The 23,410-nt window shown below is 38.7% G+C and carries 19 protein-coding genes; 3 read left to right on the forward strand and 16 right to left on the reverse strand.

The genetic code is table 11. From position 1 onward, the window contains the following. Positions 1-12: 12 nt before the first annotated feature. Both rng and A37Q_RS0113790 read right to left on the reverse strand, forming a co-directional pair. Complete coding sequence (rng, locus tag A37Q_RS0113785; RefSeq protein WP_026196729.1) at positions 13-1,500, reverse strand: ribonuclease G; 1,488 nt, start codon at positions 1,498-1,500, stop codon at positions 13-15. A gap of 247 nt (positions 1,501-1,747) precedes the next feature. Next, the gene (locus tag A37Q_RS0113790) at positions 1,748-3,103 is read right to left on the reverse strand and encodes a trans-sulfuration enzyme family protein (RefSeq protein WP_018300877.1); all 1,356 of its coding nucleotides are present in this window, start codon (positions 3,101-3,103) and stop codon (positions 1,748-1,750) included. 157 nt (positions 3,104-3,260) lie between these two features. Here A37Q_RS0113790 and A37Q_RS0113795 point away from each other — a divergent pair, with 157 nt between their 5' ends. Then, entirely contained in the window at positions 3,261-3,677 is a 417-nt protein-coding gene (locus A37Q_RS0113795; RefSeq protein WP_018300878.1) for an Mpo1 family 2-hydroxy fatty acid dioxygenase, read from the forward strand. 43 nt (positions 3,678-3,720) lie between these two features. Then, positions 3,721-4,281 (forward strand): L-threonylcarbamoyladenylate synthase, encoded by a 561-nt coding sequence (locus A37Q_RS0113800; RefSeq protein ID WP_018300879.1) that lies wholly within the window; start codon positions 3,721-3,723, stop codon positions 4,279-4,281. Here the strand turns inward: A37Q_RS0113800 and A37Q_RS0113805 are convergent, their stop codons facing one another. Both A37Q_RS0113805 and A37Q_RS0113810 read right to left on the reverse strand, forming a co-directional pair. Further along, positions 4,282-5,664, reverse strand: a complete 1,383-nt coding sequence (locus A37Q_RS0113805) for an aldehyde dehydrogenase family protein (RefSeq protein WP_018300880.1) — start codon at positions 5,662-5,664, stop codon at positions 4,282-4,284. Between the two features lie 28 nt (positions 5,665-5,692). Further along, on the reverse strand, positions 5,693-7,339 hold the full coding sequence (locus A37Q_RS0113810) for an acetolactate synthase large subunit (protein WP_018300881.1): 1,647 nt from the start codon (positions 7,337-7,339) through the stop codon (positions 5,693-5,695). Positions 7,340-7,483: 144 nt separating this feature from the next. On the opposite strand from A37Q_RS0113810, the gene A37Q_RS0113815 reads away from it, so the two are divergent. Continuing rightward, on the forward strand, positions 7,484-8,722 hold the full coding sequence (locus A37Q_RS0113815) for an MFS transporter (RefSeq protein ID WP_018300882.1): 1,239 nt from the start codon (positions 7,484-7,486) through the stop codon (positions 8,720-8,722). Positions 8,723-8,724: 2 nt separating this feature from the next. Here A37Q_RS0113815 and A37Q_RS0113820 read toward each other — a convergent pair whose 3' ends face one another. The 12 genes from A37Q_RS0113820 to A37Q_RS0113875 form a co-directional block, all read right to left on the reverse strand. Continuing rightward, positions 8,725-10,692, reverse strand: coding sequence for an LTA synthase family protein (locus A37Q_RS0113820; protein WP_018300883.1), 1,968 nt, complete (start codon positions 10,690-10,692; stop codon positions 8,725-8,727). Positions 10,693-10,719: 27 nt separating this feature from the next. Beyond that, entirely contained in the window at positions 10,720-12,222 is a 1,503-nt protein-coding gene (locus A37Q_RS15665; RefSeq protein WP_018300884.1) for a glycosyltransferase family 39 protein, read from the reverse strand. 187 nt (positions 12,223-12,409) lie between these two features. Beyond that, on the reverse strand, positions 12,410-12,694 hold the full coding sequence (locus tag A37Q_RS0113830; protein ID WP_154648727.1) for a hypothetical protein: 285 nt from the start codon (positions 12,692-12,694) through the stop codon (positions 12,410-12,412). Positions 12,695-12,885: 191 nt separating this feature from the next. Continuing rightward, a complete protein-coding gene (locus A37Q_RS0113835) occupies positions 12,886-14,160 on the reverse strand; it encodes an MFS transporter (RefSeq protein ID WP_018300886.1) in 1,275 nt (424 codons plus the stop codon). A gap of 3 nt (positions 14,161-14,163) precedes the next feature. Next, the gene (locus tag A37Q_RS0113840) at positions 14,164-15,180 is read right to left on the reverse strand and encodes a succinylglutamate desuccinylase/aspartoacylase family protein (RefSeq protein ID WP_018300887.1); all 1,017 of its coding nucleotides are present in this window, start codon (positions 15,178-15,180) and stop codon (positions 14,164-14,166) included. 47 nt (positions 15,181-15,227) lie between these two features. Further along, entirely contained in the window at positions 15,228-16,493 is a 1,266-nt protein-coding gene (locus A37Q_RS0113845; protein WP_018300888.1) for a cysteine desulfurase-like protein, read from the reverse strand. Between the two features lie 11 nt (positions 16,494-16,504). Beyond that, the gene (locus A37Q_RS0113850; RefSeq protein ID WP_018300889.1) at positions 16,505-17,137 is read right to left on the reverse strand and encodes a 2OG-Fe dioxygenase family protein; all 633 of its coding nucleotides are present in this window, start codon (positions 17,135-17,137) and stop codon (positions 16,505-16,507) included. A gap of 238 nt (positions 17,138-17,375) precedes the next feature. Beyond that, positions 17,376-18,227 carry a peptide chain release factor N(5)-glutamine methyltransferase gene (gene prmC, locus A37Q_RS0113855; protein ID WP_018300890.1) on the reverse strand — a complete coding sequence of 284 codons (852 nt, stop codon included), beginning with the start codon at positions 18,225-18,227 and terminating at the stop codon, positions 17,376-17,378. Further along, positions 18,220-19,311, reverse strand: a complete 1,092-nt coding sequence (gene prfA, locus A37Q_RS0113860) for a peptide chain release factor 1 (protein WP_018300891.1) — start codon at positions 19,309-19,311, stop codon at positions 18,220-18,222. Before prfA ends, prmC begins: the two co-directional genes overlap by 8 nt. A gap of 3 nt (positions 19,312-19,314) precedes the next feature. Then, the gene (gene hemA / locus A37Q_RS0113865; RefSeq protein ID WP_018300892.1) at positions 19,315-20,565 is read right to left on the reverse strand and encodes a glutamyl-tRNA reductase; all 1,251 of its coding nucleotides are present in this window, start codon (positions 20,563-20,565) and stop codon (positions 19,315-19,317) included. Positions 20,566-20,709: 144 nt separating this feature from the next. After that, positions 20,710-21,369 (reverse strand): hypothetical protein, encoded by a 660-nt coding sequence (locus tag A37Q_RS0113870; RefSeq protein WP_018300893.1) that lies wholly within the window; start codon positions 21,367-21,369, stop codon positions 20,710-20,712. Between the two features lie 28 nt (positions 21,370-21,397). Next, a complete protein-coding gene (locus tag A37Q_RS0113875) occupies positions 21,398-23,410 on the reverse strand; it encodes a TonB-dependent receptor (protein ID WP_083907084.1) in 2,013 nt (670 codons plus the stop codon).

Here is a 23,410-nt window from a genome sequence, read left to right on the forward strand (position 1 = left end):
TATATCCTGAAGCTACATTAATACAATATCATACATTTCTTGAGCATAACTCATTTCTGCTTGAAGTTTAATCGGTTTTTGTATGATAATTTCAAGCTCTCCAAGTCCAAATGACTCATCATTTTGTAGCGCATCAACCACCTGTGATGAAGCAACAACAATAAAACCACTACTTTGGTATGCTTTTGATTCTCGCTTAATCTCGCGAAATATCTCATAACAGACTGTTTGCACTGTTTTAATTTTACCCTTTCCTTGACACATAGAACAAGGCTCACACAAAAACTGCACCAAACTCTCTTGAGTGCGCTTTCTTGTCATTTCAACCAAGCCTAGCTCTGACAATCCTGAGAAAGTAGTTCTGGCATAATCTTGCTCTAGCGCTTTACCAAGGGCCTCCAACACAAGCTCCTTGTGCTCTTCATCACTCATGTCAATAAAATCAATAATGATAATGCCACCAAGATTTCTGAGCCTTAACTGCCTTGCGATAACATAAACAGCTTCAAGGTTGGTTTTGAAAATAGTTTCCTCTAAATTCACCATGCCAACATAGGCGCCTGTGTTGACATCAATGGTGGTCATTGCCTCTGTCTGATCAATGATAATATAACCCCCTGATTTCAACGGCACCTTTCTCTCAATTGCTTTGGCTAGCGCATCTTCAACTGCATACATATCAAAGATTGGCACATTTGAATGGTAACATTCAAGCTTCTCACGCACCCCGGGAACAAACTTATCACTAAAACGACATAGCTCACTGTATAAATCTAGATTATCAACACGTATTTTTTCCACCCTATCATTGGCAAGATCACGAAGTGTCCGAGTGGCAAGGCTTAAATCCTGATAAACGACGCCAGGCTTAGTGACTGTACTTGAAGAATCAACAACATCTTGCCAAAGATTCTGTAAAAATATAATATCTTTTCTAAGCGCTTCAGCTGACAGTCCTTCTGCCACAGTGCGAATAATAAAACCACGTGGGTGCTCTTGAGACAATGCCTCTTTCATCACACTTTGCAGTCGATCACGCTCCTGTTCAGATTCAATACGAAGTGAAATACCGATATGATCCAAATCTGGCATATGAACAAGATAGCGAGAGGCCAGTGATAAGTGTGCACTTAACCTTGCTCCTTTTGTTCCTAATGGATCCTTAAGCACCTGTACCAAGATACTTTGCCCTTCACGCAGCCATTTTCTTACATCAGCCTCTTTACTATTTAAATCAATTCCTGCATTTTCATCCGATGCAATTGGCATAACATCAGAGACATGTAAAAATCCAGAGCGCTCAAGCCCAATATCGACAAATGCAGCCTGCATACCCGGCAACACACGAATAATCTTACCTTTATAAATATTCCCAACAATGCCCCGCTGATTCTCACGCTCAATGTGAACCTCTTGCAACACTCCATTTTCAATGATTGCAACACGCTTTTCATGTGGCTCAATATTCATTAGAATTTCGGCTTTTGTAGTGTTGCTCATCGTATCCTCTTTTTCCTGTACACTTGTCATAAAACGATGTTCCACAAAAACCATCACCTCACATATTATGAGAGTTTGACACTATGAAGCCCATCTGAATAATAAAGACTTCATAAATTTGGCACGAAAGTATTGCGTCACACCAGAAATAAAATCCTAGATATAGGTCATTCTACCGTATTTCTGGTATTATTTTTACTGTAATTCTAAGGTGTTTGCGTTTTATTCTTATAATTCTACTTATGCGTTAGCCAGCTAGCGCTTGATCCAAATCCTCCATAAGATCAATTGGGCTTTCGCCCCCAATACTCAAACGAATTAAATTATTCTCAATCCCGGCGATTTCTCTTCCCTGATCTCCTTGCTGCTGGTGTGTTGTTGTTGCAGGAATGGTTGCAATTGATTTGACTCGGCCTAAATCTGTCGCACGAAAAATCAGCTTAAGGCGTGTTAAAACCTCATTCGCTGTTTGTCCATCACCTTTCACGCTAAAAGACATTAAATGCCCAAAAGCATGCACCGCTTTATAGTTATAGCTTTCTGTTTGTGAATCAACGAGCCAAAAGTACTCTCGCGCTAGATCTTTTTGCTGGTAGCTTTCAAGGCCAGGATAACTCACCCACTCCACTTTTGGATGTGCTTCTAAAAACTGGGCAATCTTAAGTGCATTGTGTGAGAACTTCTCAACGCGCATCCTGAGGGTCCTTAGCTCAGATAAAGTTAAAAATGCCTGCATAGGGGACAGACATGCGCCATTATCACGATTTAAAAGAAGTTTAATAAAGCCTGCAAAGTTCTCTCGTATTTCATCTGCTAAAAATCCAGCACTTATATTCTCTTTAGCAATCAGCGCACCCCCTATTACCATTCCTGAGGCATTCATAATCTTAGACAGTGAATGAATAACAATATCTGCACCATATTTAAGCGGTCTGATAAGCGCAGGCGTTGCCAATGTTGCATCAACAATTAATGGGATATTATATTGATGTGCAAGCACAGAGAGTGCTTTAATATCACTCATTGCAATTGTCGGGTTTGATGGCACTTCAATATAAATAAAACGGGTGTTTTCATCAATATTCTCTTCCCACTTTTCAATATTCGCTGTCGCATCTACCCAGCGAACCTGACGTTTTTTTTGTGCTTGGCGAATTGAAAATAACTGAAATGTCCCACCATAAACCTGTGCTGAAGACACAAAGTTTGCATTTTCAGCGCCCTCCAAAAGTGCCTCAACAACAGTATTAATTGCCGACATTCCCGAACTTGTGACACAGGCATGCGCTTCAGAGGGACACTCATAACTCTCCAAAAGTGCCAAGGTTTCCTCTAAATAATAAAGTGTTGGATTATGAATTCGTGTGTAACTCCAACTTGGAATCTCATAAGCGAGTGCTTTTTGCATAATCTCTGCATTTTCAAAGGTTTGCGCAGTGGATAAATATACAGGTTCAATAATGGATCCTTGATTTAAAAGCGCCTCATTTAAATCATACACCCCGTGCGTTGCAATACTATCAAAAGACAGACTCTTTGCCCTTTTTCTCGCTTTTTCCCTTTGTGAAATTTGCTCCTGTAAGTTCATGATTTTCTCATCCATATTCCCTCCTTTCATTACGTACTAACCAAATATAGCCATGTATGTTAGTGAAGCAAAGACAGTGGAATTTTCAAGGAAGATACAGGCAGGTATTTTTAAATAGATAAGTTCATGCTACCCTTTATGCTATCAATTACACCTTCACACCTATTTAAATATGAGAGATTTACAAAGCTGGCTAGATGAATATGCACAAAGCCACCAAAACCAAACCAATAAGAAAATTCACTATATCTGTGTTCCTGTCATCATGTTTAGCCTGCTTGGAATATTATGGAGTATTTCAGCTTGGCTACTTGGGTTGATCGTTGTGATTAGCATGATTTTTTATATCAAACTGTCGCTAAAGCTGAGTATTTACATGCTTGTTATCACATTAATTATGATCGGCATTTTAGCGCTACTCCCTTATATGTTAACTATCTGTATTGTTCTTTTTATCATTAGTTGGATATTTCAATTTATTGGTCATCAAATAGAGGGGAAAAAGCCCTCCTTTTTGAAGGATTTACAATTTCTATTAGTGGGCCCTTTATGGATATTAAGCCGTGCTATTGATGCAAAATTAAACTAGAATAATGCCATCTTTAGTATGAATATAATCCATTAATTTAATAATGATAAAAGAATCTGCAATTATAAACGCAGTGAATCATCTGCAGCAGCATGATATTGTTGCTTTGCCGACAGAGTCTATTTACGGCTTAAGCTCAATCATCACCCCTAAAGCTATTTCACAAATCATTGCCTTAAAAAAACGCCCTAAAGAAAAAGGATTTATTGTTCTTTCTGGAGATATCAATCATCTCATCCCTTATATTGATGTAACCAATCTCAAAGCAGAACACTTAGAAAAAATAAGCCAAAATGCTACAAAAAGAGCCACCACTTGGATTTGCCCTGTTAAGAAAGAATATCAATGGCTAACTGGTAAATTTGATAGCATTGCCATACGCCTTAGTACACATCCTGTATTGTGCGAGATTACCAAGCGCATGGGGGAGGCAATCATCTCAACAAGTGCAAATATCTCTAGCATGCCACCTGCTGCAACAGCCAATGAAATTTGGCAATATTTCAAAGGAGAGGTTTCGTATATCTACCCTGAAAGCACTCAAGGTGCAAGCAAGCCCTCAAGAATTATTGATCTGATATCTGGCAAGGTTATTAGGGAATAATCAACTAGCGACAAGCACTGTTTTCACATTTGCCAGCTCTCGAAGCGCTTCAACGGAACACTCTCTGCCATAACCTGACTGCTTTACACCCCCAAATGGCAAAGCGGGGTGTGAGGCGACACATTGGTTAATAAAGCACATCCCAGCTTCAATTCGATGTCTTGCCACCTTTTTTGCATAATCGATATCTTGTGTGAAAATTCCGCTTCCTAAGCCATACTGTGATTGATTTGCAAGCGATATTGCCTCCTCGTCATTGTGCGAGACAATAATACTAATTACAGGACCAAAAAGCTCCTCCTGAAAGGCAGTCATTTCAGAGGTGACATTTGTCAACACGGTTGGTTCATAGTATACAACATGCGCATTCTCACTTGGAACTTCTTTGCCTCCTATCAGTAATCTTGCACCTTGATCAATACTCTTAGCAATCTGTCTATTAAGATTATCTCTAAGATCCGCCCTTGCCATAGGTCCCATTGTTGTCTCATCATCCAACGGATTCCCCATTTTAATTGTTTTAACGGCCTCAAGAACTGCTTTTTCAAATGCCTCTTTAATACTGACATCCACAATTAATCGCTTTGGTGAAATACACACCTGACCTGCATTGGCCATTCTCACTTTAACTATGTGTTTCGCCACTTCATCAACATCAACATCAGCGCGGATAATATAAGCATCTGAGCCACCTAGCTCTAAAACGGCCTTTTTACACACCTCACCTGCTTGTTTGGCAACAATGGCACCGGCTCGATTACTACCCGTTAAGGTCACTGCCGCAATATCAGGATGTTTAATAATATGCTCTGATAAACTCAAATCAATTGCGATGTTTTTAAAGATATTTAACCCTGTTGCTTCAAAGATAATAGATTCAATCGCATAACCTGCACCAATAACATTCTCTGCATGTTTTAATACAATGCCATTACCGATCAGCAAACTTGGAATTGCAGCTCTTAATACCTGCCAAAAAGGGAAATTCCACGGCATAATGGTATAGATCACACCAAGTGGCTCAAAGACACGCTCAGCGTTAAGCCCTTCAAAATCAATTTTCTGAGCCGCCATAAATGCTTTGCCATGCTCAGTATAATACGAACATAAAAAAGCACATTTTTCTACCTCAGCGATACTCTCTTTAAGTGTTTTTCCCATTTCATTTGTCATAAGAAGCGCATAGTCATGCTTATTTTTAAGCAAGATTTGTCCGATTTTTTCAATACATATAAGCTTTTGCTCAATCGTATGGTCATGCCAGAGCTTTTGTGCATCTTTTACATCTAAAATCACTTCATCTAACTGTATCTTTGATAAAGTTGGATACTCACCGAGAGTCTCACCCGTTGCTGGATTTATACTTTGATATTTATCAATCATCACTTTCCACCATTGAAATTAAAAAAGGTTAAACAATTCGCTTTAAATGTTCAAAGAGCTTCATATTCTCACTATAGTCAATTGGAACCAAAAGAACACTTGGCCGATCTGTTATCTTATCAATTCTCTCAAATGCCTCAGCCAACATAGAAGGTGCCTCAATCACTTGGGCATAACAGCCAAAAGCCTCTGCTACCTGTAGTAAATTTGGGTTATGTAAATCAATATGTGAATACTGATTAAAATGCATTTCCTGTTTCCATTTGATTAAGCCATAATGATCATCAATCCATATAATAACGGTAATAGCTTGTTTTAATGCACTGGCAGAGGCCAAGGCTTGTATACTCATAATAAAACCACCATCACCACAAAGTGCTACAACACGCCTATTAGGGTGAATCTGTTTTGCAGCCAATGCCGATGGCATACTGCCGCCCATAGAGCAAAACCCGTTACTGATAAAACAAGTTTTTGACTGATATGCTCGATACTGCCTTGCGACCCACATCTTATGTGCCCCAACATCACTAAATAACAAATCATCATCGGCTAAGACTTCTCGCAATCTATGTAAAAACGCCTTTGGTTTAGAAGGGAATGAGTCATTGTTATCATCTTGATTAAGATCATCCTTAACCAGTTTTTGTATTGCTTTAAATGATTGAATATCATCTTTAGTACAGCCTTGAGTGAGCTGTTTATTAATCTGAGTGAGTATGCCACCGATATCGCCAATCATCTCCAAACTCGGCAAATAGGCGCTATCCACTTCAGCCGGTGCAACATTGATATGAATAATTTTTTTATCCCCACGCGGGTTCCATCTATCAGGCGCCCACTCAACAAGATCATAGCCGATACAGATCACAAGATCAGCTTCATCAAATGCCTTAACTGCTATATCTTTCATTCCCATACCAACGGTATACAGTGATTTCTCATAATGATCTGAAATCACTCCTTTACCCATAAAAGTGCTTGCACCATAAAGATTTGCCGTTGTTAGAAAACGCTTAAGCGGTTTATCTACCGCTTGACGCACAGCTGAATCACCTGCAAGAACAATCGGTTTTTCAGCACTTTGCAATAATTGAATAAAACTTGAGATCGACTCCTCTGCAATCTCTTTGTTATCACTGACTGCAATTTTTGGCAAAACACTTAGTTTGGCATTTACTTCCATTGCTGCAATATCTTCTGGGAACTCAATTAAAACCGCCCCCGGCAAGCCCTCTTGTGCGCGCTTGAATGCCTTGGCGACAATTTCAGGAATTGTGTCTGCATCACGAATCGTCACCGCCCATTTGGTGACAGATTTATACATATCTACCGAGTCCATATTCTGGTGTGATATCTTATGTAACCTGTGTGTACTTGCCTGACCAATAATGACAATTAAAGGCATATGATCCATATTTGCTTGAGCAACACCTGTTAGAAGATTAGTTGCCCCTGGACCTAATGTTGATAAACAAACCCCAGGCTGCCCTGTTAGATAGCCCTCCATCGCTGCGCTAAATGCTGCCGTTTGCTCATGACGCATAGTTAAAAACTCAATGTTAGAGTCTAAAAGTGAAATCATTACATCGGCATTTTCCTCACCTGGAACACCATATATTCTATAACTTCCTTGTGCCTCAATGCACTTTAATAACAAATCAGATGCTTTCATACAAGCCACCTTTTTGAAAAGCTGATAAGTCAATCTTAGCAAGGATCATTATCGATGCAACACCTTCACAAGCATTGATAATGCTTATGACAATTTTTTATTCTTCAGTATACTTAAACGCATCTAGGGTTATTGGATAACAATATGCAATTACACAAATACAAACATCATGGTTGGATCATTTGGTTTATCGTCGCGTTTTTCTATTTCTATGAGTATATATTGCGCTCAGCACCAAGCATTATGATCAAACAACTTGAACAGTACCTTCATGTTAACAACCTAGCCATTGCTGCTATTATCGGAGCTTTCTACTATAGCTATGCCCCACTACAGCTCGTTGCTGGCTCTTTAATGGATAAATTTGGCGGTAAAAAGATTTTGCCTTTTGCCGTCCTTTTATGTGCCATTGGCTGCTTTTTATTTATTGTTCAAGACAGTACAGTCATGTTAATTGGCAGACTATTAATTGGTGCAGGCTCAGCATTTGCCTTTGTTGGCATTATTTATGTTGCAACGAACTGGATAGATAAATCTCATCATGGGCTTGTATTTGGATTAACTCAAGCCATGGGGATGATTGGCGGCATTGCAGGTCAGGCCATTTTAGTGCGCACAACGACTGAAAGTAACTGGCCAAATGATTGGATTGCGCTCGCAATTATTGGGGTTATCCTAACGGTTATTCTTTTATTTATTATTCCTAAAAGGCCTGCTGCATTAACAAAAGCCGCTCATAAAAAAGGCAGACTATTTAAAAACTATTTACCTTTTATCAAAAATTATCGCTGCTGGTTTATCTCGCTATCAGGCGGGTTTATCTTTATTCCAACAACCGTATTTGCAATGCTCTGGGGCGTTCCCTATCTAGAAAAAGCATATTTACTTAGCTCTCAAGATGCCGCAACACTCTGCTCACTGGTATTATTTGGCTGGGTGTTTGGCAGCCCACTTGCTGGAATCATCTCTGATAAAATGCAATCCTTTAAAGCCACGATCCTTATCAGCTATATCGGGGTATTGGTGGTTTTTAGCTTAATTATTTACACGCCGTTATTTAGCAATTTGATCATCTTAGGCATAGCCATGTTCTTGTTAGGCTTATTCTCAGGCGCCCAAATTTTGGTATTTGCCGTCACTAAAAATCATACCCCTGAGCATGCCAAAGGCACTTCAATAGGTGCGTGTAATTTTCTTGTATTTATCACAACGGCTATTTTAATTCCACTTTCCGGTATTATTATGCGCCTACTCAATGATCAAGAGATTCAATACTTTAGCGCGCATGATTTTGAGGCCAGTTTTATTTATATTATCATTTGCATTATTATCGCTATAATTCTCGCTTTTTTTGCGCTACTTGCAACATCGAAGGCAGAATAAACTTATCCTTTTAAAAACAATGCTGTTGCATCAATAGAGGCATAATATTGATAGAGTAAATGCTCAAGGGATTCATTTTTCTGGCTCGATTTGGTATAAAGCCCTTCTTCAAACTGATAGAACACAGCTTGTGAACCGAGTAAAACAGCGCCATCTTTATTTGCAGCCAAACCTGTCGAGTTAAATGCCACACCCTCGTTGACATTTGAGAGCATGCTGTGCCCAATCGCATAGTAACTCGTGTCTGGTAGAGTGAGCTCAATTAAGGTTGGCATAATATCCTTATGCGAGCCAAACTTACTTGTATCAATCGTATATCTTGCCAGTGCTTCACTTGGAGCATATAAATAAAACGGAACGGCTGATTTTAAAAACATCTCTTGATCAGAGGTTTTATATCCTCGATAAGCGTGATCACCCGTGATTGCAATTACCGTTTCCTCTGCTAAATGTGACTCTTTCACAGTTGACACAAAACGCCCCAACGCATCATTACAATATTCATATACTTTAAAACGCTTCAGTGCCTCATCCGATCGAAGAAATCGATTTTGGTATTTTTCAACTAATGCCATATTTGCAAACTCAAACGACGGATCTGTAGAAAAAGGCGGGTGATTTGTAGTACTCAATACAACAATAAATTGTGGCGTAGTTGCCTTTTGCAGATATTGGCTGACATAGTCAATCAAATGCCCATCATACAACCCCCACTCATTGCCAATATCAGATTTCTCATCAAGTCCAAGCTCATGTGTAATATTCTTCTCACCTTTTATATGATCAAACCCTTGCGACTCAAGAAATTTACCAATGTTACGCCAAGAGAGAAGCCCTCCGTAGGCTGCCATTGTTTCATAGCCTGATTGCTTATAAAGTGCAGCAACAGAAGAAGGTAATAGCTGATTTAAGTACTGTGATTCAGTCAGTGCATTTGCAAAAGGCAACATCATCATATTTGCAATCAATGAAGCAAAACTCTCTGCTGTACCGTTTGCATCTGATAAAAAGTTATAAAACACATGATCTTGATCAAAGTGTGGCTCTAATGAACCTAAAAGCTTTCTTGCCTCTTTATCTTCAATTAAAAACTGGGAACCAAAACTCTCCATCATAAACACAACCACATGCGGTGGCCTTTTCTGCTCGTATGAAGTGCTTTGCCGCAGCATAAGCTCTTGAACGGTACTGGCATTAGAATGTGGCGATATGACTTCTTTCACTTTATTGAAGTCCTGATGCAGAGGCGTTTCAAACTCTTTATTATTTTTGCTTTTTTTACGCATTTTCATCATGTAATACATCAAGGTAACAGGGTTATTACAAAGTGAATTTAAAAAAGCATGCTCACTGACATACGCATGCTTTACTGACAACGGCATATGCCTTAAGGTGCCCCGTGTGAAGATAATATTCAGCACAACTAAAACAATCCAAATCAGCAAAAAGCTCCAAAGTGAGTGAAATATAGGAATAAACGCAGAGAGTAGCACCAGCTTTAAAACGGCAAAAACACAAACCAATAAAAACAAAATACCCGAAAGATACCCTATCACATTATAATCTTTCCAAATCGTAATCAATAAAGCTTTCAAATCATCATCGATAAGCCCCCAGATAAGGTAGTTTATTCTATCACTGAAATAAGAGTAGAAAAAATAATCTGTAATGATCATCGTTAAAAATGCAATCAGTGCTAGGAAATAATACACTAATATGATGATATAAAAGCTAAAGCTCAGCACTGGAAAGAAAAAAGCAACAATTGCAAGGACTAGTGGAAAGAAGTTAACTGAAGCTATGTTTTTCAAATCAAACCGAATACCAAGCACATGCGCTTTGAAAAGGTCTTTTTGATATGCTGGGCGCATTCTTTTATCTGAATAACGATAATAGAAAAACACGCGCCCTAAAGTGAAGATCGCCCCACTTAACAAAGAAAAAGCGATAATGGGTAAAATAAGCTGCATATCAAGCCCCTGTAGATGCAATTTTAACTATTTAGTCAGATGGGCAGGTGGCAAATAGGCAATCTGAAAACGCATTGGCTTTTGATCTGGTTTTGCTCTTTCCCATTTTACTTCTTGAAAAGGTGTAATAATTAAATTGGGATATTCATTTAGAATCTCCTTGGAGAAATGATTGTGACCTTCCATTTGAGGAATAAGAATAAATACAGCACCTTTTTCACGCAAATCTTTCATATTAAGCGCAGGATTAAGTGCTGGATTAAAATCAATTAATCCTTCCGGGCGATCTTGAGAGTATCTTGCCATATAACTGACTGGGCGGTTATACCCTGCCACATAGCGAAGCGGGGTATGATAGCGCTCATGCCAAGATTCTGTCATGATTTTAGCAATTGCTCTTGCAGGATAATTGGCACTTGAGGTCTTACTTCTTGACAGTGAAATACTGTAACCTGTAATTAATAATACGGTAACGAGTCCCGCAACAAACATAACACGATATACTTTCGCTTTTGTTAAAACAGGTTTAGTCCATGCAAGTAAAATCACGCCCCACATGCTTAAAAGTGGAATTCCCCACATCGTATAAATGCGCCATCCTGTTGTCATTGAAATCAAAACGGTTAATAAAAACGGTGCAATCCCTACATAAAACAAAAATCGATGATCATATTGACTGATCACAGGCTTATCATTGAGCTTATTGTTTTTTACTTTGCCGAAATAACCAAAAAGAAACACGGCAACGGCTCCCATAAATGTGCCTATTTGCGCAAAGAAAAAATCAATCCCATAACCAAAATGCTTAGTGAAAAGGCTTGCTGTATCCGCTGAGCGATGCAAAACAGATAGTGAAAACTGAATAGGAACAAAATCATAAACAAACAACCAAATGGCATGCGGTGTGGAGATGGCAAAAACAATAATAAGCGCAAGGTATATTTTATACTCTTTAAAAAAACAATGGTTTGATTTATCAAATAGCATAAACAGGAACATGGTTACAAGTGGCACGGCTGTGTAATACTTTGCCATCATCCCAACGCCTGCAATCACACCCAAATATAACCAATGCTTTAGCCTATTTGTTGTCAAACTCCGATAGAAATACAAAAACATCAAAGGCCAAAGCCCAAGTTCACAAGCATTATCGTTAAAATCAACAACCCCTAAATTGTAATATTGGATGGCAACTAGAATAATAACAGCCACCAAGGCCAAATAATCATTTTTTAGAATGATTCTTCCAAGGCGCCATACAGACCAAATGGCTAACAGCACCATCAATTGCGAGAGCAGATATACACTCCAATCTTGATCACCACTTACCCAAAGTGCAAATTTTGTTAAAAGCGCATTGAACCAAGGATCTCTTGGATACCCCCACTGTAAAACCTGCCCCCACATGGCTCCCTCAGTAGAGTCCATTGGCGTCACAAACCTAACGAGTGAAGGAGTTAACACCCACAAAAACGCATAGATAATAAAAAACGACCAAAGTAAATAGCTTGCTTTTGGTAGCCTTTGCATAAAACACACTGTCCCTAGAAAATAATATTTTATGTATCATAACAAGGAAAATTTGTTTTTCAACTGCAATTTACCGCTAGAATAAACGCGCTCAAAATACGGTGATTTTAAATTATATTGCATTAACAGTCATGAAAAGGGTAAAGTTAAAACATCCTTGAAGATTAAAAGAGTAAAGCTGCTTTTACTATTTAGGCGCCATTGGTTTAATATACTTTTTATAGCTCTCGGTTTCGCTGTTATCATCCACCCTCGCATTAGGGTAACCTAGGTGTTTCATAGTCTGCCAAAAAGCCAGCATAACGATTCCGCCACAAACAATTGCAATCACTAAATCAATCGGCTCATACAGTGTAACTGTGGGGATAACCCTGCCAATTAATATATAAACAACAAAAGTGATAAATAAGCCAATCGCCAATAGTTCCGCATAAAATACAAGATTCATAAAGCTTTTATTATTCGTATACATATCAATCATCCTCCACTCAAAGTGATCTATAGGCATCAGAAAAGTATTTCATAGCACTTTTCACTTTGTCTTCGCATGATTTCTGCAAACTTTTTTACAACTAAGTCCCACAAAATACTTCAAGATGGATATACTAATTTTAGCTGATTTTTATAATAATGGTTTGCTCAGATATAAAATGAGGCTCCACATCACTCCACTGACAGCTTGGTGGTCTCTTTAGTTGATTTACAAAATGTCTCCTTAATAAAGAAGCTTGAAATAATAAGCGCAATAAACATAAAGGCAATTAACACAATAAAAGCACTTTGATAGTTGCCAATACTGATCGTGTTTCCTTGTGATAAGTGCGAAATAACAGCGCCAACAATCGGCGCACAGATGCCCGTCACCAGCATAATCATTGCATTATTTAATCCTAAACCTGCTGCCAGATAATTATGATTACATTGCTCAGCCATGATAGCAAAGCCAATACTTTGCCCACTTGCGCCAATGCCAAGAAGGAAAAAAGCGATTGTTATCACAACAATATTAATAGGGAAATACACAATCAATATGACCGCAACCAAACCACAAAAAGCCGATAGCATCATAACTTTTTTGCGCTTACTTAGCACATCTGAAATAAGCCCAAGAAGCGGACAACCAATTGCATAGCCAAGCCAAGAGACCGTTAACATATAGGAAGAAGCATCTGAGCTAAATCCATGGAGCATCAAAAAAGCTTTACCACTATTTTCTGATAAATACTCAATTGAGAAGTACACGCAGGCTGAGAAAATAGCAATAAGCCATACCTGAGGTTGCTTCATTAATGCCACCAGCCCATAACGTACAGGCTCTGATTTCTTTAAAATACGAAAGCCTTGAATGCTATCTGTGTTATTTTTAACAATGCCAATCACCAACAGCGCAATCAATATACCAATAGCGCCAAGCGCAAAGAAGATATAGCGCCAATTCACACCAGAGGTATTGGCAAGTGTATTCATAGGGCCTGCTGCTAACATGGGGCCCATTGTTCCAATAAATTGTGACAGCCCAATAAAAAGACCAATATACTTTCTTGGCATCCAATCATATACCGCAACCAAAAGACAGATAAAGCCAAAAGCCGAACCAAATCCCATTAAGATTCGAAAGCCAATTGCTAAGGGAAACTCACTGGCAAACCCAAAACCAACTACGGCAAATGAGCAAACAATCACCGCCAAAAAGAGCGTTTTTTTCAATCCAAATTTATCTGTAATAATTCCCACTGGAATTTGCATCACACCATAGACAAGCTGATAAGCCGTTGAACTTAAAATCGCAAAGGTGATTAAGTTTAAATGCAAATCATGCATAATCGGATGTTCAAAGGTTCCAAGGATGGTTCTTAAAAGAAACTCATACATGAAAAAAAGCGCACAGATAATCCAAATTACTGTGCCTATAGCAGACATTTTTTGATTTTGAGACATATACTACTCGTCAATCTCAGGTTTTAACTCTTCCCATTCTTCTAAAATAGCTTCTGCTTTTTGATTATCAATAAAGGAAGCCACTTTAAAAATTGACTCTCCTTCCTGAATAAGTGGTGAGCGATTAATCCCGACAACAACACCATCTAAATTAGACTTCACAACCGTGACACTCTCATTACTAAACGGATCAGACAAGCGCCCGATCTTCTCTCCTTTTTTAATCGATTCGCCCAAGGTTACATCTGTATGTAACACACCAGAGGACGGTGAACTTAGCCAATCTTCATCTTTTGAAAACACAGCAGAGACTTTATACTCCAAATCCCCCTCTAACATGGAGAGTTTTTTCATTACATTTTGAATGCCTTCAAAACCAATTTGAATTGACTCTTGATCAAAACGCATGGCTTCACCTGCTTCATAAACCAATAGCGGAATATTTAAACTTTCAGCGGTTTCTCTTAAAGTGCTCGCTTCTGTCTCTACTTCAGTGATCACAGGTGCCTGAAATGCCTTCGCAAGCTTTCTAAGAGAGGCATTATCAAAGTTACAATACACTTGCGGTAAACTTTGATGATTTAATGAGCCTGTTTGCAGCTCAATACAATAATCTACTTTCTTTAAGATTTCTTCGGTGAAAATATAGGCAATACGTTCACTGTAGTTACCTTGAACATCGCCCGGAAAGCTATCAGCCATAGGAACACCACTTGGCGAGACTTTGGGATAGTGTGTTAACCCATATACATTTAAAGCTGGTACTGCTACAACCGTACCGTGAAGCGACTCAGCAGAGAGTTCATCAAATAGCTGGTTTACTATTTCAAGGCCATTAAATTCATTACCATTAAGCATCGCAAAAACCAGTAATTTAGGGCCTGGGTGCTTGCCATTTACCACTTTAATCGGCATATACATAGGCGAGCATGAATACTGCTCAGGTAATGGCAATGCAAGTGTGACCTTTTCTCCTGCATGAACGTTAGCATCACAAACTTTAAACGTTGCGTTTTTCATAAAATTAACTATATCCTGTTTTCTCTCAGATCAAGTGCGACTGTCAGCTACAGTTTAGCTGATAATGCTTTTTTTGAGGTCAGTTCTGATAAATGACTGACAACTTGGTCTATTTCATCCTCCGTATTATAATAGGCAAAACCTAATCTCACAACACCCCCTTGATACTCAAGTGCCATTCTTTGTACAAACTTTGGCACATAAAAATTACCAGAACCTGCAAACACACCTCTATTGGCGAGCGACTTTGCAACCTCATGTGCACTTTTATCAGGAATACTTAAGGCAAAAGTGGGTGTTCTTCTATCAATCTCAGCTTGATCTTTCACACCATGAATATTCACCCGTTCAAGCATACTAAGTTTATCTAACAACCTTTTTTTAAGCCTACTTTCATGTGTTTTAATCATCAGCATACTTTGTATAATCGATGAGCGATCTAAGGATGCATCCTTTGTAGAGCTTAATGATGCTTTATGGATGATAGCTCGAGTTAAACCAACCATTGCCTCAAAATTTTGCGTTCCGGTCTCATAGCAAAATGGCCTTGTTTGCGGTGCAGGCAAAATTTTATTCGGTGTAATGGTGTTTGTTGTTTTTGCATTACTATACAACACCCCAATATGCGGCCCACAAATCTTATAACCAGAAAAGGCCAGCCAATCACAACCAATTTCTTTCACATCGACAATATGATGCGCAATAAAATGCACCGCATCAACGTACACTTGTACATTATAACTTTTTGCATATGCCATCACTTTTTGAATATCTGTTATGCTACCGCAAATATTCGACGCCAATGTAATTGCAAGAAACTTAACCCCGCCTTGCTGTAAATACTCGGCTAAGGTATCTAAATCCAGCATACAGGTTTCTTGATTAAAGGGAATGTACTTAACTGTAGCCCCAGCACGATTTGCAGCATCAACCCACGGTGATATATTTGCCTCATGATCAAGCTCCGATACAACAATAACATCGCCTTTTTGCCAAGTTTTGGCGATTGCCTGAGAAATAGAAAAGGTGATACTTGTCATATTTTGCCCAAAGCTAATTTCACTTTCATCTTCTGCATTGATAAGAAGCTTAACTCCATGGCGAGCAGCTTGCATAACATCTATCGTTTTAAGACTAGTTGGATAAAACCCACCTAGATTACTCACACCTGTAAGCATATACTCTTTCATGCTATCTGCCACAATAGATGGCACTTGGGTTCCACCTGGCGCATCAGCAAAAATAGCGCTCTTTCCTGCATAACTTTGTGACAGAGCGGGAAAGCTTCGTCGCACTTGATTTACATCAAACATCTTTTCTCCTGTCATGGTGTTTTTACTTCTTGCAAAGTAGTGACAAACACATCTCTATATCCTTCACCTGGCAATAATGGCACAATCGGTGAGGCGTAGTGTGCATAAAGCTTATCATCAAAAACAATCATTTCATTTGGTGTCAGAATCTGATTAAACAGCACATCATCGTGCTGATCTGCCTTCACCAACAGTGAGTTGCCGCCTGTGACATTATGAAAATCAACACAATTCACTGCAACATAATTAAACCCATCTTGATGAATGCCCTCTGGTGCAGGCAATCCTGTCATTACATCCGTTGCCTTAATGCGGATTTGATGGATACCAAAGTGATAGTCATTTTGCGGAATTTTACTATACACATGTGGCAAAATAATATGCTTGGCAACAAATCGTGCAACATCCATCTCAATCAAAGGAAAATAGCGATCGATCCCTCCTTTGTATTTGTTCAGCTTCTTTGATTGATGAAAAACTTCACTGTGTTCACTAATTGAAATCTCCCCTGCAAAGATATTGCCTACACTAAAAGCACGATAGCGATAATCATCCCCTTTTTCCATATTAGGATCACGCTTTAGTCGAATAAACGACTCTTTAATCAGCTCTGGCATAGTTGCCATCTTCTCTACATAAAACATTTTTTGCTCCCTGACATTAAACTCATATCATCCATTTAGCAATCAATCAAAGCCAAATCAAACTTGAGGCAATATTATCTAAGGCCAAGTTAGTTTGATTTAATTCTTTTAACTTCCTGTATCAGCTCAACTTAACATCCAAGCCTCTACTTATGTGAAAAAGGCTACCTTGTACAAAATGCTAATGAATGATATTTGTTATCTATCTAAATGAAAAATTTGCTTATTTGCAAGCATATCACACTATAAAAGATCCAAGCGTTACCCGTGGATGCCCTGATAAATCTGATAATGTCTTAATATTTTGATAACCATATTGTTGGTATAATTGATGAACTTCAGAGGCCTGAGAATAACCATGCTCTAATGCCAATACCCCATCAGCCTTTAAAAATGTGCTTGCCGTTTTAATAATCGCATGAATATCCCCAAGCCCATTTTCATTTGCAATGAGCGCACTTTTGGGCTCATATTCTTTTACGTAATGACATAAATCAGGATCATCTTCTCTAATATAAGGTGGATTAGAAACGATAATATCAAACTTATTTTCCGCCAAGAGTGATGAAAACCAGTTACTTTGTATAAAATGAATGTTTTTATAACCATACCGTGAAACGTTTTCCTGTGCCACCTCAAGGGCCCTTTGAGAAATATCAACGCCAGTAATTTGCCAATTTGGGCGCTCGCTTGCAAGTGCAATCGAAATTGCGCCACTGCCAGCACCAAGCTCTAATAAAGACAAAGGTTTATCTTGTTCTATATCAAGCTTAAGTACACTTTCAACCAATGTTTCAGTATCAGCTCGTGGAATCAAAGTATCTCGCGTTACTTTTAAACTATGGGACCAAAACTCTTTTATCCCTATGATATAAGCAACAGGCTCACCTTTTGATCTTCTCTCTATCAAGGCATCAAAAGCTTTTGCCTCTTGATTAGATAGGCTTTTATCAGGCCAAGTATAGAAATAACTGCTCGGTCTATTTAACACAAAGGATAAGAGAATTTCAGCATCATAACGTGCTGAATCTGAAACATAAGAGAGTGTTTTTTTTGCCCTAGATAAATAAGCTGAAATAGAGTTATGCATTTTCTTCTGAAATCTGCGCCAATAAATCTGCCTGATACTCTTGCGTTAAAGGTCCGATAACTGAGCCTAAGTCTCCTTCCATCACCTCATCGAGTTTATATAAGGTCAAATTAATTCTATGATCAGTCACTCGTCCTTGTGGATAGTTATAGGTGCGAATGCGCTCGGAGCGATCACCACTACCAACGAGGTTACGTCTTTGGTCTGCTTGTGCACTTTGCTGCTTGTCAATTTCCGCCTGCAAGAGACGTGATTTTAACATTGACATCGCCTGCGCACGGTTTTTATGTTGTGAACGCTGGTCTTGACACTCAACCACCACACCTGTTGGAATGTGTGTAATACGAATTGCCGAATCTGTTTTATTAACATGCTGACCACCGGCACCTGAGGCACGAAATGTATCCACTTTTAAATCAGCGGGATTAATTTCAATACCCTCTACTTCATCCACCTCAGGCATAACAGCAACCGTACAAGCAGAAGTATGAACACGCCCTTGTGATTCTGTCTCAGGTACACGTTGAACACGGTGCGCACCGGATTCAAACTTCAATTGCGAGTAAACATCGTCCCCTGAAACCTTACTGATGATCTCTTTAAAACCACCATGCTCACCTTCATTTTGACTGACAATTTCAATGCGCCAGCCCTTTCTTTCTGCATAACGGCTGTACATTCTGAATAAATCGCCTGAGAAAATAGCCGCCTCATCACCACCAGTCCCTGCGCGAATCTCTAAAAATACATTAGCGCCATCATTTGGATCTTTTGGTAATAGCAGAATTTCAAGCTCCTGAGCATATTTTTCTAAAGCTTCCTCAGCCGAATCAAGCTCTTCTTTTGCAAGCTCTTTCATCTCAGGATCAGATTCCTTTAACATTTCATTTGCACTTTCAATATCACTTTGTGCCTGATCATATGCCTTGAATGTTTTGACAATTGGCTCTAACTGCGCATATTCTTTTGATAAATCTCTAAATTTATTTTGATCCGTAATAATGTCAGCATCCCCTAAGAGCACGCTGATCTCCTCATGGCGCTCTAAAAGCCCTTGAAGTTTTGCTTTAATTGATTGTTTCATTGATTATTTCTTTCCAATTTCAAGACCAAATATTTCTTTGGCATAACCTAAGACATCTTCACGGCCTTCGATTGCCGCATTTCTAACTGATACACTTGGCGTATGCATCCATTTATTATTGATATTATGCGCAAATCTTGCCAGCACCAACCTTGGATCTTCACCATTTTCCAAGCGCTTTAGGCTTCGCTTAAGCTCACTATCGACAATCTCTTTGCTTTGCTGACGCATGGCAATGATAAGATTATCCGAACTAATTGCTTTTTCCTGTGAAATATACTCATCAAGTCCTTTTTCAATCCACTTTTCAGCATAAATAGCGGCTTTTTCACGCAACAATTGATTGCTTTCAATCATCCCTGCAACATCATCGACACAATAGCTAACTACATGCTCTAGCACATCAAGCTCATCACTTATTACCTGCGGTACAGATAAATCAATCACCATACATAAAGATGACTTATCTGCCAACATCTCTTTATTAATAAGCGTTTTGGCCGAATTAACGGCAGTAACAATAATATCAGCCTCTTTGGCGAGCCTAGAGATGGCATCTAATCCATGGGCGGAAATATAGTACTTATCAGCTAATATCTCAGCCTTTTGTATCGTACGATTTGCCACAAAAATTGCTTTGGGATTCAGTGCACCTAAATGACGGACCACTAGAGATGCTGTATCTCCAGCGCCTACAACCAATATTTTTTTATCACTAAAGTCGCTAAAGTTTTGCTTCGCTAAGGATAAAGCTGAAAATGCCACCGACACGGGGCACTGCCCAATATCAGTCTTGTAACGAACCGCTTTGGCAACTGAGAAGACTTTTTGAAATAGGCGATTTAGCTCTCCACCAACAACGCCCGCATGCATTGCCACTTGGTAGGCATGTTTAATCTGACCCAAAATCTGTGGCTCACCCAACACCATTGACTCCAAACCTGAAGCCAAACGCATTAAATGATGCGCAACATGACTCTCTTGTCTTACCACTAAGAAAGGCTTTAAATCATAGTTTTCAAGCTTTGATTGATTTTGCCACCAGTTAATCACATGATCTAAATCCCTAAGCTCTTTTAAAACCACGTATAATTCAGTGCGATTACAGGTAGAAAGAATAACCGATTGCATCACACCATTTTGTGCATTTAAACCATCCAAATAACGCGGTAACAGCTCACCCTCAAGAGAAAAGGCGCTTCGCACTTTAGCCTTGGCTTTTTTGTAATCTATTGCTAATGAAACTAAGGTCATCTTAACATTTGCTCAAATTTATGCGTTTATGCACCCAGATCACTTCCTCTACATCCCACAAACAAGGTATCAATTAGGGTGAAATTTTGAACGTTATTGTAGCATAAAATCTTGAAATTGCTATCTTTGAAAAAGCAGCTGTTTTTAATTACTGACGATATCCACCGGAATCACAACTCGTACACTTTGTTTGAGTATAAGATCTTTTGTAATGCGTTGTCTTTGAATAAACTTTACAATTTGTGCTTGGAGCTCTTTAGTCATTTCTCCAGTGAAATTAACACTAAAGTTCTGATCTGCCTTTAAGGTTAAGATAATACTAAAGCTTGAAGTGTTTAAATATGCACTATTTTTCAGATATTTAAATAACGCTGCTTGAAGCTCTGATAAAGATGCTTGTATCTCTTTTTTCTGTGTATACTGCACCACTACTTTAGGCGCACTTTGTGTAGGCAGTTGTGTATTCACCTGATCTTTTGATTTTTCCAGTTTTTTAAGCTGTTTTTCTTGTGTATGCTCTAATGTTTTACCCTTCTTCTTTTCAGCTGCAAAAGGTGAAACAGTAGATGATACTGGCAGTTTAAAGTGCTCTGATACTTTATGATTTACCTCTTTTGCTTGAGCTCTTGGCTCAGCTTTTGAGCTATTTTCAACAGGGTAATATACAATATTTGCTTGTATGCTTTTTGGCGCATTAGATACGGTCACATAAGCGGTTTTTGTATGAAAAAGCAAACTTGATAAGATAACAACAGTAATAACAAAAAGATGTAAGCTAAAAGATAATATCACTGCCAAACGCATACTTGCTCACACCAGATAAAAGTTCAAATTAGTCAAAGCGATATTGTACATTGAACACCCCTGAAATACCATCTGCAGGGTAATAAGAAAGCTGTCCATAACCTGCCGTACTGACATAACTATAGTAGAACTTATTAAATAGATTTTGAATTGACAGACTAAAATACCAGTTTTGTACATGATAATTAAGCATCAGGTTTGTGATAAAATAGCCCGGCTGCTTTGCCAATGTATTGGTGAAATCGCCATCTGCATACATACTACTGACATAGCGCTCTTGCAGCCACAGATTCACGTTGCTTAAAAGCTCAATATTTGTATGAATTTCAGCGCTAAATGGTGGCTGACCTGGCACTTGGTTGCCTGCGACCGACTGTTGCTCTCTAGTGCTACTTGAGGTGCTTGGATACAGCTCACCAGATGTAAAAGTATTTATATTTAATGCGAAACTTCCACCTAATGACAAACGTTGAAAAAGCTGATAGTCAACACTTGATAAGCTTCCAATCGTACGAGTTGGTGGCAAATTAGTATTATAACCAAAGAGCGAGCTATCATTACCTGCATAAGCTATTTGATTGCGAATTTCCATCCAATAAAGGCTGTTTTTGACAGAAATTCTCTTATCTTTATAACTGTTATCCAACTGATAAATCCATGCTGTTTGCGGGTTTAAGCCAAACTCGGAAGATATATTTGGTGAGGTATAGTTCGACTGGTCAATAAATGGCAGCTGATAGGCACGTGACACAGAAAATCTTGAGTTTGCTTTTGCATTCCAGTTGTACTGCACATACACATTTCCAGCACCGATATTAACCGTTTGATGTGCCGTCACTTGTGGAGATTTATTGGTAAATGTCCCTCTTGTATAGCTGTGCTCAAAGCGCCCGCCTAAACCACTTTGCCATTTCGATGTGAGAAAGATATCCAATTGGTTAAAAAGAGCAAGGTTTGTTTGACTGGATGCCGATGTAGTATAGCTTTGAGTAAAGGTTTGATAGACACTTTCCATGCCTAGTGTGTTTTTAAAGCGATCATCTTTATAAACCACATCAGGGCGTAAATAAAAAAGGGACGATCCTTGAGTAGATGAGCCATATAATGGATTTTTAAAAATCAAATTACTCCACTGCTGAAAATACTGTGTCTTAAGATTAAAGTGCCAATTTTTATCGAGCAGTTGTGAAAAATCAATTTGTCCATTGACTGTATGGTTAATCGACTTTTCGCTAGTACCAGAGGCTTGCCAAGGATTGTCATTAACTTCCTGCTCGGTTAATGAACCTGGGAACTGTAGATATTGATAGCTATCACTAAAGTTAATATTGAGCTTTTGTGTTTGACTTTGATGCATCAAGGCAATATTGATCGCATTATTAAAATTACGCGAATAATCTCGATAACCATCGGTTGTGTTGGTATTTGTTGCCAACTGGACTGCCCAGCTTTTGTCACTATCAAGCACCTGATTTACAAAGCTATTAATCCCACCACCAAAAGGGTAACTTGCGCTTGTCCCTATTTGATATAGATTATGATCGATAAATTTTTGCTCGATATTAATACTCCCACCAAGCCCCATCGAGCCATATAATACACTTTGGGAAGTGGGGTTTATCTCAATCTTGGCAATGCTTTGCGGTGGAATAAGAGAGATAAATTGTGATTGCGAATTAAACTGATTAAGTGGAATACCATTAAAAAGTACACTTGCTCTTTGCCCTTTAATCGTAAGCTTAGGATTGGGACTACTTGGCTCTATCATATCCACCCAAGCATTTTGTGAAAGGGTATTCTCAATACTTTGATTATTATTTTGTGGAAAAAGCTGAATTTGAACCGGTGAGGTCAACTGACTAGTAGTTAGGCCCTTTTGTTTAGAGCTTGCCGACTTTGTATTTAAATCAATTTTAATCGTTGGCAGTATATAATCCACACTATCTTGATAGCTGTTGTCAGCATTTTCAGCAACCGCATTTCCTACAGAACAAAAAATTAGCGCCATCGTAACGCTTTGATATCTTTTCAAATAACGCAT

The sequence above is a fragment of the Fangia hongkongensis FSC776 = DSM 21703 genome (assembly GCF_000379445.1).
GTDB lineage: Bacteria > Pseudomonadota > Gammaproteobacteria > Francisellales > Francisellaceae > Fangia > Fangia hongkongensis.

Bases quoted from the DNA above. Each gene is read 5' to 3' on its own strand.
- A37Q_RS0113800 (WP_018300879.1), top strand. From the start codon at position 3,721: ATGATAAAAGAATCTGCAATTATAAACGCAGTGAATCATCTGCAGCAG.
- prfA (WP_018300891.1), bottom strand. From the start codon at position 19,311: ATGAAACAATCAATTAAAGCAAAACTTCAAGGGCTTTTAGAGCGCCAT.
- A37Q_RS0113840 (WP_018300887.1), bottom strand. From the start codon at position 15,180: ATGAAAAACGCAACGTTTAAAGTTTGTGATGCTAACGTTCATGCAGGA.
- A37Q_RS0113830 (WP_154648727.1), bottom strand. From the start codon at position 12,694: ATGTATACGAATAATAAAAGCTTTATGAATCTTGTATTTTATGCGGAA.
- A37Q_RS0113845 (WP_018300888.1), bottom strand. From the start codon at position 16,493: ATGTTTGATGTAAATCAAGTGCGACGAAGCTTTCCCGCTCTGTCACAA.
- A37Q_RS0113805 (WP_018300880.1), bottom strand. From the start codon at position 5,664: ATGATTGATAAATATCAAAGTATAAATCCAGCAACGGGTGAGACTCTC.
- A37Q_RS0113820 (WP_018300883.1), bottom strand. From the start codon at position 10,692: ATGCAGCTTATTTTACCCATTATCGCTTTTTCTTTGTTAAGTGGGGCG.
- A37Q_RS0113790 (WP_018300877.1), bottom strand. From the start codon at position 3,103: ATGGATGAGAAAATCATGAACTTACAGGAGCAAATTTCACAAAGGGAA.
- A37Q_RS0113835 (WP_018300886.1), bottom strand. From the start codon at position 14,160: ATGTCTCAAAATCAAAAAATGTCTGCTATAGGCACAGTAATTTGGATT.
- A37Q_RS0113870 (WP_018300893.1), bottom strand. From the start codon at position 21,369: ATGCGTTTGGCAGTGATATTATCTTTTAGCTTACATCTTTTTGTTATT.
- A37Q_RS0113810 (WP_018300881.1), bottom strand. From the start codon at position 7,339: ATGAAAGCATCTGATTTGTTATTAAAGTGCATTGAGGCACAAGGAAGT.
- hemA (WP_018300892.1), bottom strand. From the start codon at position 20,565: ATGACCTTAGTTTCATTAGCAATAGATTACAAAAAAGCCAAGGCTAAA.
- prmC (WP_018300890.1), bottom strand. From the start codon at position 18,227: ATGCATAACTCTATTTCAGCTTATTTATCTAGGGCAAAAAAAACACTC.
- A37Q_RS0113850 (WP_018300889.1), bottom strand. From the start codon at position 17,137: ATGTTTTATGTAGAGAAGATGGCAACTATGCCAGAGCTGATTAAAGAG.
- A37Q_RS0113875 (WP_083907084.1), bottom strand. From the start codon at position 23,410: ATGCGTTATTTGAAAAGATATCAAAGCGTTACGATGGCGCTAATTTTT.
- A37Q_RS15665 (WP_018300884.1), bottom strand. From the start codon at position 12,222: ATGCAAAGGCTACCAAAAGCAAGCTATTTACTTTGGTCGTTTTTTATT.
- rng (WP_026196729.1), bottom strand. From the start codon at position 1,500: ATGAGCAACACTACAAAAGCCGAAATTCTAATGAATATTGAGCCACAT.
- A37Q_RS0113815 (WP_018300882.1), top strand. From the start codon at position 7,484: ATGCAATTACACAAATACAAACATCATGGTTGGATCATTTGGTTTATC.
- A37Q_RS0113795 (WP_018300878.1), top strand. From the start codon at position 3,261: ATGAGAGATTTACAAAGCTGGCTAGATGAATATGCACAAAGCCACCAA.